13 protein-coding genes and 1 tRNA gene are annotated in these 15,684 nt (G+C 64.0%); 7 read left to right on the top strand and 7 right to left on the bottom strand.

The features are described from left to right. Positions 1-87 precede the first annotated feature (87 nt). Positions 88-2,016 carry an ATP-binding cassette domain-containing protein gene (locus tag E5221_RS09575; protein ID WP_024086579.1) on the bottom strand — a complete coding sequence of 643 codons (1,929 nt, stop codon included), beginning with the start codon at positions 2,014-2,016 and terminating at the stop codon, positions 88-90. Between the two features lie 221 nt (positions 2,017-2,237). Here E5221_RS09575 and E5221_RS09570 point away from each other — a divergent pair, with 221 nt between their 5' ends. Continuing rightward, complete coding sequence (locus E5221_RS09570; protein WP_061302839.1) at positions 2,238-4,163, top strand: transglycosylase SLT domain-containing protein; 1,926 nt, start codon at positions 2,238-2,240, stop codon at positions 4,161-4,163. Positions 4,164-4,292: 129 nt separating this feature from the next. Here E5221_RS09570 and E5221_RS09565 read toward each other — a convergent pair whose 3' ends face one another. Both E5221_RS09565 and E5221_RS09560 read right to left on the bottom strand, forming a co-directional pair. After that, the gene (locus E5221_RS09565) at positions 4,293-5,096 is read right to left on the bottom strand and encodes an MOSC domain-containing protein (protein WP_247847229.1); all 804 of its coding nucleotides are present in this window, start codon (positions 5,094-5,096) and stop codon (positions 4,293-4,295) included. A gap of 56 nt (positions 5,097-5,152) precedes the next feature. Next, positions 5,153-6,088, bottom strand: a complete 936-nt coding sequence (locus E5221_RS09560; protein WP_015269524.1) for a chemotaxis protein CheV — start codon at positions 6,086-6,088, stop codon at positions 5,153-5,155. A 350-nt stretch (positions 6,089-6,438) separates the two neighbouring features. On the opposite strand from E5221_RS09560, the gene E5221_RS09555 reads away from it, so the two are divergent. The 3 genes from E5221_RS09555 to E5221_RS09545 all read left to right on the top strand — a co-directional run bounded on the left by E5221_RS09555 (position 6,439) and on the right by E5221_RS09545 (position 8,869). Then, complete coding sequence (locus E5221_RS09555; protein ID WP_039614126.1) at positions 6,439-6,948, top strand: hypothetical protein; 510 nt, start codon at positions 6,439-6,441, stop codon at positions 6,946-6,948. Between the two features lie 375 nt (positions 6,949-7,323). Further along, entirely contained in the window at positions 7,324-8,220 is an 897-nt protein-coding gene (locus tag E5221_RS09550; protein ID WP_247847227.1) for a histidine kinase, read from the top strand. Further along, a complete protein-coding gene (locus E5221_RS09545; RefSeq protein ID WP_003260654.1) occupies positions 8,210-8,869 on the top strand; it encodes a response regulator transcription factor in 660 nt (219 codons plus the stop codon). Before E5221_RS09550 ends, E5221_RS09545 begins: the two co-directional genes overlap by 11 nt. Here E5221_RS09545 and yegS read toward each other — a convergent pair. Next, entirely contained in the window at positions 8,853-9,740 is an 888-nt protein-coding gene (yegS, locus tag E5221_RS09540; RefSeq protein ID WP_247847225.1) for a lipid kinase YegS, read from the bottom strand. The two genes, E5221_RS09545 and yegS, sit on opposite strands and share 17 nt — an antisense overlap. Positions 9,741-10,145: 405 nt before the next feature. Here yegS and E5221_RS09535 point away from each other — a divergent pair, with 405 nt between their 5' ends. Beyond that, the gene (locus tag E5221_RS09535) at positions 10,146-11,393 is read left to right on the top strand and encodes a glycosyltransferase family 4 protein (RefSeq protein WP_039614121.1); all 1,248 of its coding nucleotides are present in this window, start codon (positions 10,146-10,148) and stop codon (positions 11,391-11,393) included. On the opposite strand, the gene glp is transcribed toward E5221_RS09535, so the two are convergent. Both glp and moaB read right to left on the bottom strand, forming a co-directional pair. Continuing rightward, positions 11,382-12,569, bottom strand: a complete 1,188-nt coding sequence (gene glp / locus E5221_RS09530; protein ID WP_061551580.1) for a gephyrin-like molybdotransferase Glp — start codon at positions 12,567-12,569, stop codon at positions 11,382-11,384. The two genes, E5221_RS09535 and glp, sit on opposite strands and share 12 nt — an antisense overlap. Positions 12,570-12,591: 22 nt before the next feature. Continuing rightward, a complete protein-coding gene (gene moaB, locus E5221_RS09525; RefSeq protein ID WP_013971698.1) occupies positions 12,592-13,131 on the bottom strand; it encodes a molybdenum cofactor biosynthesis protein B in 540 nt (179 codons plus the stop codon). A gap of 188 nt (positions 13,132-13,319) precedes the next feature. On the opposite strand from moaB, the gene E5221_RS09520 reads away from it, so the two are divergent. Further along, entirely contained in the window at positions 13,320-13,541 is a 222-nt protein-coding gene (locus E5221_RS09520; protein WP_013971697.1) for a YgdI/YgdR family lipoprotein, read from the top strand. Between the two features lie 80 nt (positions 13,542-13,621). Then, positions 13,622-13,698, top strand: a tRNA-Pro gene (locus E5221_RS09515). 136 nt (positions 13,699-13,834) lie between these two features. On the opposite strand, the gene mqo is transcribed toward E5221_RS09515, so the two are convergent. Beyond that, a complete protein-coding gene (gene mqo, locus E5221_RS09510) occupies positions 13,835-15,409 on the bottom strand; it encodes a malate dehydrogenase (quinone) (protein WP_247847224.1) in 1,575 nt (524 codons plus the stop codon). Positions 15,410-15,684: the final 275 nt, after the last annotated feature.

Genomic DNA, 15,684 nt, shown 5'->3' with positions numbered 1-15,684 from the left:
CCACAGGTACTGCACCGCGCTCAACAGCGGTGCGGTCCTTGCGGGAGCGGGTGAACCCGCGAAGAGGCCGGGCCAGGCTAACGCCGATCAGCCTTCCAGCTCGGCCCAGCGCTCCACCAGCACATCCAGCTCACCCTGCAGCTTCTCGATCTTCGCCAGCACTGCCGACGTTTCCGCAATCGGCCGCTGATAGAAGCCCGCCGCATTCACTTCTTCCTGGGCCTCGGCCATGCGCTGCTCCAGCTCGTCGATCTGCCCCGGCAGCATTTCCAGCTCACGTTGCAGCTTGTAGCTGAGCTTCTTCTTCGAACCATCAGCCACCACTGCAACCTGCGCAGGCGCCGGCTTGGCCTCTACCTTCTCCACCACCGCGCTGTTGAGCTCGGACTTGCCGCCCTTGCTCTCGGTCACGCCCAGCAGCTTCGGTGAGCCCCCTTGGCGAATCCAGTCCTCGTAACCACCGACGTATTCACGCACCTTGCCCTCGCCTTCGAACACCAGGGTGCTGGTGACGACGTTGTCGAGGAAGGCCCGGTCGTGGCTGACCATCAGCACGGTGCCCTTGTAGTTGGACAGCACCTCCTCGAGCAGCTCGAGGGTTTCCACGTCCAGGTCGTTGGTCGGCTCGTCAAGCACCAGCAGGTTGGCCGGCTTGCTGAACAGCTTGGCCAGCAACAGCCGTGCCCGCTCGCCACCCGAGAGCGCCTTGACCGGCGTACGGGCACGCTGAGGGCTGAACAGGAAATCGCCCAGGTAGCTCAGCACATGGCGGTTCTGGCCGTCGATCTCGATGAAGTCCCGGCCTTCGGCCAGGTTGTCGATAACGGTCTTTTCCAGGTCGAGCTGGTGGCGCATCTGGTCGAAATAGGCCACTTCCAGCTTGGTGCCGCGCTCGACCTTGCCTGCGGTCGGCTCCAGGTCACCGAGCATCAGCTTTAGCAACGTGGTCTTGCCGGTACCATTCGCGCCCAGCAGGCCGATGCGGTCCTCACGCTGCAGAACCATGGAGAAGTCCTTGACCAGCACAGGCCCTTCCGGGTGATGGAAGCTGACGTTCTCCAGCACCATTACCTGCTTGCCAGACTTTTCCGCCGCCTCGATCTGGATATTGGCCTTGCCCTGGCGCTCGCGGCGTTCGCTGCGCTCCACGCGCAGGGCCTTCAGTGCGCGTACGCGGCCTTCGTTGCGGGTACGGCGGGCCTTGATGCCCTGGCGAATCCATACCTCTTCCTGGGCCAGACGCTTGTCGAACAACGCGTTGGCGGTTTCCTCGGCGGCCAGTGCGGCCTCCTTGTGCACCAGGAAGCTGGCATAGTCGCCGTTCCAGTCGATCAGGCCGCCGCGGTCCAGTTCCAGGATGCGGGTGGCCAGGTTCTGCAGGAACGAACGGTCGTGGGTGATGAACAATACCGCGCCATTGAAGCCGCGCAGGGCCTCTTCGAGCCAGGCGATGGCACCGATGTCCAGGTGGTTGGTCGGCTCGTCGAGCAGCAGCAGGTCGGGCTCCGACACCAGCGCCTGGGCCAGCAGCACGCGGCGGCGCCAGCCACCGGACAGTTCGGCCAGGGTCTTGTCGGCCGGCAGCTGCAGGCGGCTGAGGGTGCTTTCCACCACCTGCTGCAGGCGCCAGCCGTCACGGGCTTCCAGCTCGTGCTGGACGTGCATGAGTTTTTCCAGGTCTTCATCACCCTGGATGTTCAGGCTCAGGTGATGGAACTGCGCCAGCAGATCGCCCACACCATCCAGGCCTGCGGCCACCACGTCGAACACCGTGCGCTCGTCGGCCACCGGCAGCTCCTGCGGCAGCTCGCCGATCTTCAGGCCCGGGGCACGCCAGATTTCGCCGTCGTCGCCCTTCTGCTCGCCCTTGACCAGGCGCAGCATGCTCGACTTGCCGGTGCCGTTGCGGCCGATGATGCACACCCGCTCGCCACGAGCGATCTGCCAGGACACTTTGTCCAGCAGCGGCATGGCGCCGAATGCGAGGGACACATCGCTGAATTTGAGCAGGGTCATGTTGGTCTCCATAAATCGGGCGCGCATTCTACCTGACTTGGCCCTCGACGGCATCCGCCTGGCCATCCGGCAAGGGCTTTGCGACATCTGGTCGAACTTAATATCCCGATCCAAGCACAGTGCTTTCACCCGCCGCCGGCAAACAGCTAAGCTAAGGCAATAGCTTCCAACAGTGCTGGCTCCGCCGTCACTTCCCCATGGTTCAACTGCCCGGACGTATCATGCGCAGCCGCCTGTTACATATTGCATCCTGCCTGCTGCTCACCGCCGCCACCTGCGCGGCGCAGGCCGCCGATCTTACCCTGCAACGCCAGTACTATGACGAGGCCAAGCGCGCGCTGGCCAAAGGCGACAAAGGCCCCTATCTGCGCTATGCCCAGGCCCTCAGCGACTACCCGCTGACGCCCTACCTGGCCTACGACGAACTCACCGCCCGCCTGAAAACCGCGAGCAATCAGGAAATCGAAGGCTTCCTTGCCAAGCATGGCGACCTGCCCCAGGCCAACTGGATGAAACTGCGCTGGTTGCGCTGGCTGGCCGAACGCGGCGAATGGAACACTTTCGTCAAGTACTACGACCCCAAGCTCAACTTCACCGAACTGGACTGCCTCAACGGCCAGTACCAGCTCAGCCACGGCCTGCGCGCCGAGGGTTTTGCCACGGCCGACAAACTGTGGAACGTCGGCAAGTCGCAGCCGGCTACCTGCGACACACTGTTCGGCATGTGGGCGGCCGAGGGCCAACTGACCGAGGCCAAGCGCTGGCAACGCACCAAGCTGGCGGCCCAGGCGCGCAACTACGGCCTGGCCAACAACCTGGTCAAGACCCTGACCACCCTCGCGCCGCAGGGGCGCCTGCTGGTAGAGGTGGCGCAGAAACCCGAGCTGCTCAACCAGCCGTCGCGCTTCACCCCGGCCAACGAAGCCATGTCCGACGTGGTCAGCCTCGGCCTGCGCCGCCTTGCCCGACAGGACCCGGAGCGGGCCATGGCGCTGCTCGACGACTACGCCCAGCGCATGCACTTTTCACGCGACGAGAAGGTGGCCATCGCCCGCGAAATCGGCCTGACCCTGGCGCGCCGCTACGACCCGCGCGCGCTCGACCTGATGACCCGTTACGACCCCGAGCTGCGTGACAACACCGTCAGCGAATGGCGCCTGCGCCTGCTGCTGCGCCTGGGCCGCTGGGAAGACGCCTACGAGCTGACCCGCCGCCTGCCCCAGGACCTGGCCAACAGCAGCCGCTGGAAGTACTGGCAGGCGCGCAGCCTGGAGCTGGCACAGCCGAACAACCCACAGATCCCGCTGCTGTACAAGACCGTGGCGCGCGAGCGTGACTTCTACGGTTTCCTCGCTGCCGACCGGGCACAAACCCCTTACCAGCTGAACAACAAGCCGCTGGTGCTCAGCCCACAGCTGGTCAACAAAGTCCGCAACACCCCGGGCATCCGCCGTGCCCTGGAGTTCCACGCCCGTGGCCAGATCGTCGAAGGTCGCCGCGAGTGGTACCACGTCAGCCGCCACTTCAGCCGCGACGAAATGGTCGCCCAGGCGCGCCTGGGCTACGACCTGCGCTGGTACTTCCCGGCCATTCGCACCATCAGCCAGGCGCAGTACTGGGACGACCTGGACATCCGCTTCCCGATGGCCCACCGCGACACCCTGGTGCGCGAGGCCAAGGTCCGCGGCCTGCATTCAAGCTGGGTATTCGCCATTACCCGCCAGGAAAGTGCGTTCATGGAGGATGCCCGTTCCCCGGTCGGTGCCAGCGGCCTGATGCAGTTGATGCCGGCCACGGCCAAGGAAACCGCGCGCAAGTTCAGTATCCCGCTGGCATCACCGGCGCAGGTGCTCAACCCGGACAAGAACATCCAGCTGGGTGCGGCCTACCTGAGCCAGGTGCACAGCCAGTTCAACGGCAACCGGGTACTCGCTTCGGCAGCCTACAACGCCGGGCCCGGGCGCGTGCGGCAGTGGCTCAAAGGCGCCAAGCACCTGAGCTTCGATGTGTGGGTGGAGTCGATCCCGTTCGACGAAACGCGCCAGTATGTGCAGAACGTACTGTCGTATTCGGTGATCTACGGGCAGAAGCTGAACTCGCCGCAGCCGCTGGTGGATTGGCATGAGCGGTACTTCGATGACATGTGATTACTGGTGAGCCTGCGCCGGCCTCTTCGCGGGTAAACCCGCTCCCACAGATATTTCACCGGTCCTGAATGCGGTGCAGTATCTGTGGGAGCGGGTTTACCCGCGAAGAGGCCGGCACAGGCAACACAGCTACTCCAGGATTTCGACCTGCATCCCTACCTCCAACCACCCACTGCCATCCACCGCTAGGTTCTGCCCGAACAGCACATCTCCCTCCTTCTCACGGAAGGTCCTGAGCGTGGCCATCGGCTCGCGGTCCTCGCTGCGCTCGCCGGTAACCGGGTCGATGGTGGTAAAGATGCAGCGCACACTGGGCTTGAGCACGCGAAACTTCAGGCTGCCGATACGAATCCGCTTCCAGCCATCTTCGGCAAACGGTTCAGCCCCCTGCACCACCAGGTTGGGCCGAAAGCGCAGCATCTCCATGGGCCGTCCGATACGCCGGTCGAGTTCGTCCAGCGAACCCTGACCGATCAGCAATAAAGGGAAACCGTCCGGGAACGCCGCCCGGTCACTGTTGAAGCCATAGCCATTGGGCAAGTAACGCGCGCGCTGCTCCGGGCAATGCACCAGGCGCACGGCCTTGCCCAGCAGCTGGCTCAGCCAGGCCGCCACCGCATCGCCCGCATCCGGCACGCGCAGGGTATCGCGCCAGATGCTCACGCCGCGCAGGGCGTCATCGGCAGGTGGCACAGGCACCCGCAACGGTACCTGCCCAGGTGCTTCCAGCAGCAACTGGCCGCTGTCATCATCGCTTGCCTTGATCTGGCCTAGATGAGGCCAGGCGCGCTGGGTAAGGAAGCGTCCATTTTCTTCCTCCACCACCATCCAGCGCCGGTCGCCCTGCAACCCCAGCAACCCAACCGCTGAAGCCTGCAGGCGTTGCGCCTGCCCGGACTTCACCGGGTACCGATACAGCTCACTGAGAAACATCCCTGCCGCCTCGCGTCATGCCAAAACGCCAAGCTTATACCCCGCAGGGGGCGGGATCACGCGGTAGCGGCATCCAGCAACAGGCGTTGCTTGACCACGTCGACCAGGCGATCGGGCTGGAACTTGGACAGGAAGTTGTCGCAGCCCACCTTCTTCACCATGGATTCGTTGAAACTACCCGACAGCGAGGTGTGCAACACCACGTACAGCTGGCGCAAACGGGCATCGCCACGGATCTCGGTGGTCAACCGGTAGCCATCCATTTCCGGCATCTCGGCGTCGGTGAACACCATCAGCAGCTTCTCGCACACATCCTCACCAGCGTCGGCCCAGCCCTTGAGCATGCGCAGCGCCTTCAGGCCATCACTGGCCACGTGCAGCTTCACGCCCAGCTGGGACAGGGTGTCGCGCAATTGCGCCAGGGCCACGCTGGAATCGTCCACCAGCAGCACTTCGCGGCCGCGGGCCCGGGCCAGCACCGGGTCGGCGAGTTTGTCGCCGGAAACCCGGGCGTTGTAGGGCACGATCTCGGCCAGCACCTTCTCCACGTCGATCACTTCCACCAGCTTGTCATCGACCTTGGTGATGGCCGTCAGGTAATGCTGGCGCCCGGCGCTGGACGGCGGCGGCATGATCGCCTCCCAGTTCATGTTGACGATACGGTCGACACCGCCCACCAGGAAAGCCTGCACCGAGCGGTTGTATTCGGTGACGATGATGGTGCTGTCCGGCCCCGGCTGCAGCGGGCGCATGCCGATCGCCTGGGACAGGTCGATCACCGGCAGGGTCTGGCCGCGCAGGTTGACCACACCGCAGACGAAAGCGTGGCGCTGGGGCATCAGGGTCAACTTGGGCAGCTGCAGCACTTCCTGCACCTTGAACACGTTGATCGCGAACAACTGGCGGCCGGCCAGGCGAAACATCAGGATTTCCAGGCGGTTCTCACCCACCAGTTGCGTGCGTTGGTCTACTGTGTCGAGAATGCCAGCCATTGGAAAGCCCCCAGGCTTGAGTCGGAAAAAGTGAAATCATCCACCCTGTATCGGCGGCTTCACGCACACCTTGACCCTTGCGGGAAAATGCCGTGAAGGCAATTGATATCACTTTACCATCATGCTTTACTGCGGGAGGCGCGGGTGATTCAGCGGGACAGCAAAAGTTCCCCATCTGAGGCCCTTATCAGGGAAACCCTTAGCTACAATCGGGTGCGACCTGATGTTCGCGATATCCTTTAGCCATTAATGTGACGCCATTCTCATTGCATGAATGGAGTCAGGCTTTTGCTAGCTATCGTTTTGGCGTGCCCGTCCCCTGTGCCAGTCCCACGCGCGGGGGCATCATGATGGACAGCGCCTTGTCGTTCGATAACGCCCTGCAGGGGTTCCTGCTGGATGCGCAGGTACTGCTGACCCAGGCTCAGGAATGCCTGCAGCATCTGGAACTGATCGACAACGACCCGGATGCTTGCCACTGCCTGGAAAATGCCCTCGACAACCTCGCTCGACAGGCCGCACATCTGGGCCTGCGCGAAGTCGCCCATTACACCACCGCCCTGCAGCAATTGCTGGCACCGGCCTGCCAGGTCGGTTGCCTGCAGCGCGAAGCCCTGCCCGCGGTAGGGGCCTGCCTGACCTTGCTGGCCTGGCAGCTGGAACTGGTAGACCCTTGCACCGGACGGCTCAATCTGGACATCGGCGAGCAGTTGGTGCTGCTGGGTGAACTGGCCAAGGCCGTGCAGCAAACGTTTGCACAACCTTGCACACCCTGCGACGAGCAAGGCAGCGTGTGCATTCACCCGCATTCCGAGACGGCAGGCAGCACGCACTCCGGCCGCTCATCTGCCACCTATTGAACTGGCGCAAAATGCAGTCGGGCACGCTCATTCAAGCCCATCCTGGCCGAACCTGGAAAATTCTCGAGGTTTTTCAGGTTGCGGGGGGCCAAGTTGAATCAACGGCGCACAAGTTCGATGGCAAGTGCATGTTGCGCGATCAAGCAAAGCGGCACTTTGCCACCCTCCCGCGCCCGCCCCGTCGGCGTTTCATGGCGTTAGCCGACCGCGACCGATGCACTGCGAAGTGGTAATATGCGCCCCCACAAATGCTTGCGGCCTGCAGCAAGGTCGCAAGATCACGTGTTTGAAAGAAAACGGCAAGTACTGCTCCAAAGCCTCTGACATGGATTGTGCAAGGCCTCCATCAGCAATACTTCAGTGGCTTCCCTACCTATGCTTCCACGCTTGAAGACTTCTTTGCTGTGCTGCTCCCATACTACCGTGCTGCGCTGGGCGACTGTCGGGCTGTGCATTGCCTCGCTGGTCGCCAACCTGTTGCTGTACCTGGCCGATCATGTGATTCCGGCCAGCCTGCTGGTGCTGCAACTGGCCGCCACACTGGGCGCTACCGTGCACCTGGCCCTGGGTGCCAGGTCGATCAGTCTGCGCCCGGCGGAACTGGCCGAGCGCATGCTCAAAGTCCAGGAAGGCGAGCGCCAGCACCTGAGCCGGGAACTGCACGACGACATCGGCCAGTTGCTCACCGCCGCCAAGCTTCAGTTGCAGTGGCTGCAGAAGCGCATGCCCGACGAGCTGCAAGGCCACTGCGACGCCCTGCGCAGCACGCTGGATGACACCTTGGGCAACGTGCGCGATGTCTCCGCCCTGCTCAACCCGCGGCAGTTGGCCAGCCTGGGCCTGGAAGCCAGCCTGCGCGCACACCTGGTGCGCACCCTGGGCAACAGCGACGTTCACTGGAGCCTGGCATGCAACCAGCGCCTGGGGGGCATCGACGAGGCCGTGGCCATGGCCGTGTTCCGCATTACCCAGGAAGCCGTGACCAACATGCTGCGCCACGCCCAGGCACGCAATCTGGTCATCCGCCTGCAGCGCACCCCCGAGGGGTTGGCGTTGTCGATCCAAGACGATGGCCGCGGCTTCGTGCCCGCCAGGCAACCGGCCGAAGCAAGCCAGCGGGGCTTGGCCGGTATGCAGGAGCGGGTAACCGCGTTGCAGGGCAGCCTGGACATCACCAGCCAGCTCGGCCTGGGCACGCACATCGAGGCGATGTTCCCATGGCCACCGCGCACCCAGCAACGCGCCAGGAGCACCGCAACCCATGACCTGTAGACTGCTGCTGGTAGACGACCACTCGCTGATTCGCGCCGGTGTGCGCGCACTGGTGTGCGACATTCCCGGCTATGACGTGATCGGTGAAGCCGACGACGGCAGCCAGTTGCTCGAACAGGTGCGCACGCTGGCGCCGGACATCGTCTTGCTGGACATCTCCATGCGCTCGACCAGCGGCCTGGACGCCCTCACCCAACTGCGCGCCAGCGGCAGCACCTGCAAGGTGTTGATCCTGTCGATGCACACCGACCCGGACCTGATCATGCGGGCACTGGAGAGTGGCGCCCACGGCTACCTGCTCAAGGACACCAGCGCCACCGAGCTGGAACAGGCCCTGGCCGCGGTGCGCAACGGCGAGCGCTACCTCAGCCCAGCCGTCGCCCATACGGTCATCAACCAGGCGCTGCAGCACACCAGGCAGGGCAAGCAACCAGCTGGCGAGCGGCATAATCTCACGGCGCGACAGCTGGAGATCCTGCGCCTGATCGTGCGTGGCAAGTCCACCCGGGAAATCGCCACCGGCCTGGGCCTGTCGATCAAGACCGTGGAAACCCACCGCTCGCAGGTCATGAAACGCCTGCAAATCCATGACGTGGCCGGCCTGGTGCTGTTCGCCGTGCGCGAGAAAATCATCAGCCTGGACGACTGAGCAACGGAGACCCCTCCGGCAGGTGTAGCCGCAGTGCAGCGGGCTTGGCCTGGAAGCGTAACTTTTCGGCCTGCACTGGCTCGCCATCGAGGTTGATGTCCAGCCCCTGCGAGCACTTGATCTCCACCCAGGGCAACCTGGCCCTGACGAACAGGCCGTTACCGGCCAACAGCTCACGTAACGTCCCGACCATCTCCTGAGGTGCCGGCAGGATGGCGATATCGAGCAAGCCGTCGTCCACCAGGGCCTCGGGGCACAGCACTTGCCCACCCCCGGCCTGGCGGCCATTGCCGATCCCCAGCGCCAGCAGGTCACCCTGCCAGTCGAAGCCTGGCCCTTGCAGCTCTACCGAGGCTGCCTGCAGTTCGCTGAAGCGCGACAACCCGGTGAACAGGTAGGCGGCCGCACCCAGTACTTTCTTCAGGTCTTCGGAGGTATTGGCCGTGACCTGGCTGCCAAAACCGCCCGTGGCCATGTTGAGGAACAGCTGGCCACCAGCCTGGCCCAGGTCTATCGGCCGTGCGGGTATGTTCAGCAAGGCCAGGGCCGTGGCAGGCTCCAGGGGTATGCCGGCGGCCTTGGCAAAATCGTTGGCCGTGCCCAGCGGCAACAACGCCAGGCTGGCCCGGGTACCTGCCAGCCCCATGGCCTCGGCGACATCACGCAGCGTGCCATCCCCACCTCCGGCGACGATGTGGTCGTAGCCGGCGGCCAGCGCCTCGGTGACCAGCCGCTGGGCGTCACCGGCCTCCCAGGTGACCCGCACATCCAGCACCCAGCCGCTGTCGCGCAGATCATGCACGGCGCTGCGCAAGTCTTCATTCATCGCCTGCTTGCCATGCAGGATCAGCATTGCCTTGCCCGCTCGCATGTTTGTGCGCCTCCGTGAAGTGATCAACCCAGATCTCGACCCTCCGCAATCGCGGATCGTTGCATGCGCCCCCAAAAATAGCAGGCCAGCGCGATCAATTTTTGTGGGAGCGGCCTTGTGTCGCGATAGGGCCGCAGAGCGGCCCCGGCAATCTCCGCAGCGGAGCTGAAAATGTGGGGCCGCTTCGCGCCCCTATCGCGACACAAGGCCGCTCACACAAAATTGACCGTGTAGGCCGGACGTCAACCGACAAGCGTTGGCCGGTCTTTTCCCACACGCCTGGCAATGCACGGCTATGCTCAGCAGATACACTTTCTTGCCATGGACGCGCCCCGGCAGTGGTTCTACCACTGCTGCCCAAGGGCGCGTCTTGCTATCCGCAGCCTTTAGCGAGGATTTCGGGTCATGCGCATTCTCTGGACACTGCCGTACCTGCCTTGGCCGACCACCAGCGGCAGCAAGACCCGGCAATACCACCTGATACGCGCACTGGCACAGCGGGGCCACCGGATTACCCTGCTGGTGCAATCGAAGATCCCCCTCGACGATGCCGCCCGCGAGGCCCTGGAACCGCTGCTCGAGCGCCTGATCGTGCTGCCCCGCCGCCCCCTGCACAGCCCGCTCAACCTGCTGGCCTCGCCGATCATCGCTTACCCCATGCGCGCAATTATCAATGGTCTGGCCCCTTGCCTGCGGCACCGCTTCGAGCAATTGCTGGACGAGCCCTGGGACGTGATCCAGATCGAGCACAGCTACAGTTTCCAGCCCTTCGAAAAAGCCCTGCAGGCACGCGGGCTGCCGTACATGCTCAGCGAGCACACCCTGGAATCAGTGATGGGGGGCGCCAACCACGATCGCCTGCCGCTGTGGCTGCGCCCGCTCAACGCCTTCGATCGCTGGCGTTATCGACGCTGGGAACAGCGGGTATTGCACCAACCCACCGAACTGGTGGCAGTCAGCGCCCACGATGCCGAGCTGATAACGCAAATCAGCGGGCGCCCGGTGAACGTGGTGGTCAATGGCGTGGACTGTGATTTCTACCAGCACGTGCAACCGGCGCTGCACAGCCAGCGCCTGCTGTTCGTTGGCAACTTCGAGTATGGCGCCAACCTGGAGGCCATCGAATGGGCACTGGAAGACATCATGCCGCAGGTATGGATGAGCAACCCGGCGGTACGCCTGGCGATTGCCGGGCATGCCATGCCGGCGAGCTGGAAACTGCACTGGAACGACCCACGCATCGAATGGTTCGGCTACCGCCCCGACCTGCGTGAACTGCAGCGGCGCTCGGCACTGTTCTTCGCACCACTGCGCTATGCCGGTGGCTCCAAGGTGAAAATCCTCGAAGCGATGGCCGCCGGCTTGCCGGTAATCACCACCGGCAAGGGCGTTTCAGGCCTGGCCGCGAACAACGGTGAGCACTACTTGGGCAGTGAGGATGGCGACCAGTTGGCGCTGCTGATCACCCAGTTGCTCAACCAGCCCTGGCGCATGAGCCAGTTGAGCGACGCCGGGCGCCAGTTTGCCCGCCAGCGCCACGACTGGAGCGTGGCCGCCCAGCAACTGGAGAACGTGCACATGCGCCTGGCCCTGGCGGCACCGGTCGAGGCCGCGCCGCTGGCCAGTGCCTGGCTGGGCCGTTCAGCCAAGTAGTTCGCTGAAGGGAATGAAGGGCACGCTGTCACCCTGCTTCGGTGTACTGCCTTCACGCACTTCTACCAGCCCCTCGGCCCAGGCCGCACTGCGCAGTACGCCCGAACTCTGGTTCTTGTAGATACGCACTTGGCCTTGCTCGATGCGGGCGCGCAGGTACTCGCGGCGCGTGCCGGCCTTGGGCCAGTCAAAGCCGGCCGGCATGTCAAAGCGCAACGGCGTGACATCGGTCACGCCCTGACGCCGCAACAAGTACGGCCGGGTGAGCAGGCCGAAGGTGACCAGGGTCGAGGCCGGGTTACCCGGCAGGCCGATTACCGGCACGCCCTGGAAGTGGCCGAAGGTCAGCGGCTTGCCCGGTTTGATCGCCAGCTTCCACAAAGCCAGCTCGCCGGCTTCGCGCAGGGCGGCACCGAGGTAGTCGGCCTCACCCACCGAGACACCGCCGGTGGACAGGATCAGGTCGACATCGCCCAGTTCGGCCAGGCTGGTGCGGGTGCGTGCCAGGTCATCCGGCAGGATGCCCGCATCGACCACCTCGCAGCCCAGCCGCTGCAACCAGCTGACCAGCAGTCGGCGGTTACTGTTGTAGATCTGCCCCGGCCCCAGCGGCAGGCCAGGTTCGACCAGTTCGTCACCGGTGGACAACACCGCCACCCGCACCTTGCGCACCACATCCAGCCGGCCGTGGCCCAAGGTCGCGGCCAGGCCCAGCTCGATCGGCCCCAGCCGGGTGCCGGCGCTCATCACCTGTTCGCCCTTGCGGGTTTCCTGGCCCTGGGGACGAATGTTCTGCCCGGTCTTCAGCGCTTCGAGAAAGCGTACCCGCCCATCCTCCGCCACTTCGGTGTTTTCCTGCATTTCGACGCAGTCGGCACCTCCGGGCAGCGGCGCCCCGGTGAAGATGCGTGCGCAGGTACCCGGCTGCAGCGGCTGCGGCGCATGGCCGGCGAAAATCCGCTGGCTGACCGGCAGCGGTTCGCCCTGCCAGTCGGCCAGGCGCAGGGCGTAACCGTCCATGGCGCTGTTCGGCCAAGGCGGCAGGTCGAGCGAGGCCACCAGGTGGGTGGCCAGCACACGGCCTTCGGCCTCGGCCAGTGGCAGGTTCTCTGTGTCACGGATCGGTGCCGCTTCGGCCAATGCCAGCAACTGCTCCAGGGCCTGCTCTACCGGCATCAGCGGCCGGGCCTGGGTAACCTCAGCCACGGCTGTCGCAGGCCGCTGCCTGCTTCAGGTGCGGCACGAAGTTGCACGGGCGATGGCGGGCATCCAGCTGCTCGGCGAGGATACCGTCCCAACCGGTGCGCACCGCGTTGGTCGAACCCGGCAGGCAGCACACCAGGGTGCCGTTGGCCAGCCCGGCCAGGGCGCGGGACTGCACGGTGGAGGTGCCGATGTCGGCCACGGAAATCTGCCGGAACAGCTCACCAAAACCTTCTACCTGCTTGTCCAGCAGGCAGGCCACGGCCTCGGGCGTGCTGTCGCGGCCAGTAAAGCCGGTGCCGCCGGTGATCAGCACTACCTGCACGCTGTCATCGGCAATCCAGGTGGCGACCTGGGCGCGAATCTTGTACAGGTCGTCTTTGAGCAGCACGCGCTCGGCCAGGCGATGGCCAGCCGCGCTCAGGCGGTCGACGAACATCTGTCCGGAGGTATCGGTGTCGAAGGTGCGGGTGTCGCTGACTGTGAGCACGGCGATGTTCAGCGGCACGAAGGGGGTATCTGCCTTGGCTTTCATGGGGGTCCGTCACAAGAAGATGGGATGGCCGCAGTTATAACACAGTACGCGCCCATCACAGCTTGACGCCCGTGGCCCTTGCCCTCGATCAATGCCACAGGTTTGCCGCTATGCTGCACTGTAGACGGAACTTGCGTGGACACCCTGCGTCTTAATGTCATCTAGCACCATCGCACTGGAGAAACACGATGATTCAACGGACCCTACCCGCCTTCCTGCTCGCCTTGGGCCTGGGCGCCCTCGCTGGCTGCGCATCGCCAACAGTCATTACCCTGAACGACGGTCGCGAAATCCAGGCCACCGACACACCGAAGTATGATGAAGACTCCGGTTTCTACGAATTCGAGCAGTTGGACGGCAAGCGCACGCGCCTGAACAAGGACCAGATCCGCACCGTCAAAGAGCTCTGATCGCAGCCTGTTTTTTGCAAAGGCCCTTTTAACAACAAGGGCTTGCGTGCAAAAAAAGTATGCAGTAGGATTTCCTTCATCGGAGTGTAGCGCAGCCAGGTAGCGCGTCTCGTTCGGGACGAGAAGGCCGCAGGTTCGAATCCTGTCTCTCCGACCAAATCCTCGTCAAAAAGCCCGCCTTGTGCGGGCTTTTTGTTGTGCGTTGAAAAGTGTCCGGCCCCAGCGCGCCCCCTTGTGGGAGCGGCCTTGTGTCGCGAAAGGGCTGCAAGGCAGCCCCCAACAACTTGTGCAGGTCAGTGCGACACCTCGGCCTCCACCGGCACATACAGCAACTGCAGGCGTTCACTGCTCCATGCCCGGGTCTGGTTGGTCAGCGCCAGGTTGTTGTTCAGCTTTTGCCCATAGCTTGGCACGACTTCCTTGAGCCTGGCCTGCCAGGCTGGCGACTGGATACGGTCCTTGAAGGTCTTTTCCAGCACGGTCAGCATGATCGGCGCCGCTGTCGAGGCCCCCGGCGAAGCTCCCAGCAACGCAGCGATGCTGCCGTCCTGCGCCGCCACCACTTCAGTACCGAACTGCAGCACACCGCCCAGGACCGGGTCCTTCTTGATCACCTGCACCCGCTGGCCGGCCTGCAGCAGCTTCCAGTCTTCGTTCTTGGCGTTGGGGAAGTACTCGCGCAGCGCGTTCATGCGGTCATCGAAACTGAGCATCAGCTGCCCCATCAGGTAGGTGCTGAGGTCGATGTTGTCGATACCGGCATTGACCATCGGTAGCACGTTGTGGCTGTTCAGCGAGGCGAACATGTCCAGCAGCGAGCCGTGCTTGAGGTACTTGGTGGAGAAGGTGGCGAACGGGCCGAACAGCAGCACCTGCTTGCCATCGATCATTCGCGTGTCCAGGTGCGGTACCGACATCGGCGGCGCGCCAACCGAGGCCTTGCCGTACAGCTTGGCCTGGTGGCGGGCGACCAGGTCGGGGTTGTCGGTCATCAGGAACTGACCACCGACCGGGAAGCCGGCATAGCCTTCGGCTTCAGGGATGCCCGACTTCTGCAGCAGCTTCAGCGCGCCACCACCGGCACCGATGAACACGAAGCGGGCGTTGACGGCCTTTTCCTCGCCGCCGTTGGCCAGATCGGCCACCCGCACATGCCAGGTGCCGTCGTCGTTGCGCACGATGTCACGCACCTCATGGCGCAGGTTCAGCGACACATTGGGGTTGCGGGTCATCGCCGCGAACAACTGGCGGGTGATTTCGCCAAAGTTCACGTCGGTACCGATGGCCATGCGCGTGGCGGCGACCTTCTGCCCCGGGTCACGGCCCTCCATCACCAACGGCGCCCACTTGCGGATCTGCTCGTGGTCTTCGGAGATTTCCATGCCGCGGAACAGCGAGCTGTGCTGCAGGGCGTCGACGCGCTTGTGCAGGAAGGCGACGTTGTCGTCACCCCAGACAAAGCTCATGTGCGGCACGTTGTTGATGAACGACTTCGGGTTGCTCAGCACGCCCTGCTCGACCTGGTAGGCCCAGAACTGCTTGGACACCTCGAACTGCTCGTTGACCCCCACGGCCTTGCTGATATCGATATTGCCGTCCTTGCCCACACTGGTGTAGTTCAACTCGCAGAACGCGGAGTGACCGGTGCCGGCGTTGTTCCAGGCATTGGAGCTTTCTTCGGCCACCTGGTCCAGGCGCTCGTAGACGTCGATCTTCCAGGAGGGCTCCAGCTCGGTGAGGTAGGTACCCAGGCTGGCACTCATGATGCCACCGCCGATCAGCAGCACGTCGACGGTCTTTTCCGGTTCCGCGGGTTTGGAGCAGCCGATGACGCCCAGGCAGAGGAACGTCAGCAGGAATTTCTTCATTGATGTTATCCAGTTGTTGTGTACACGCGCGCCGCCTTGAGCAGGGAACGTGCCAACTGGGTCTGGAGCAGTGAATACAGGGGGCGGGCGACGGGGAGCATGGCGACAATCCGCCAGGGGGGCCGGATGCACTGCAATGAAATGGCGGATTTCCCCGCCTTGCGCTGCCCTTGTAGGAGCGGCCTTGTGTCGCGATGGGCTGCAAAGCAGCCCCCTGCGATATCAGCACTGTTGCCGAGACATTGGGGCCGCCTTGCGGCCCATCGCGACACAAG

Origin of the sequence: Pseudomonas sp. A2, assembly GCF_023100865.1 — a bacterium.
Taxonomy (GTDB): Bacteria; Pseudomonadota; Gammaproteobacteria; order Pseudomonadales; family Pseudomonadaceae; genus Aquipseudomonas; species Aquipseudomonas asiatica.
This window is presented reverse-complemented; position numbering and strand designations above follow the sequence as displayed.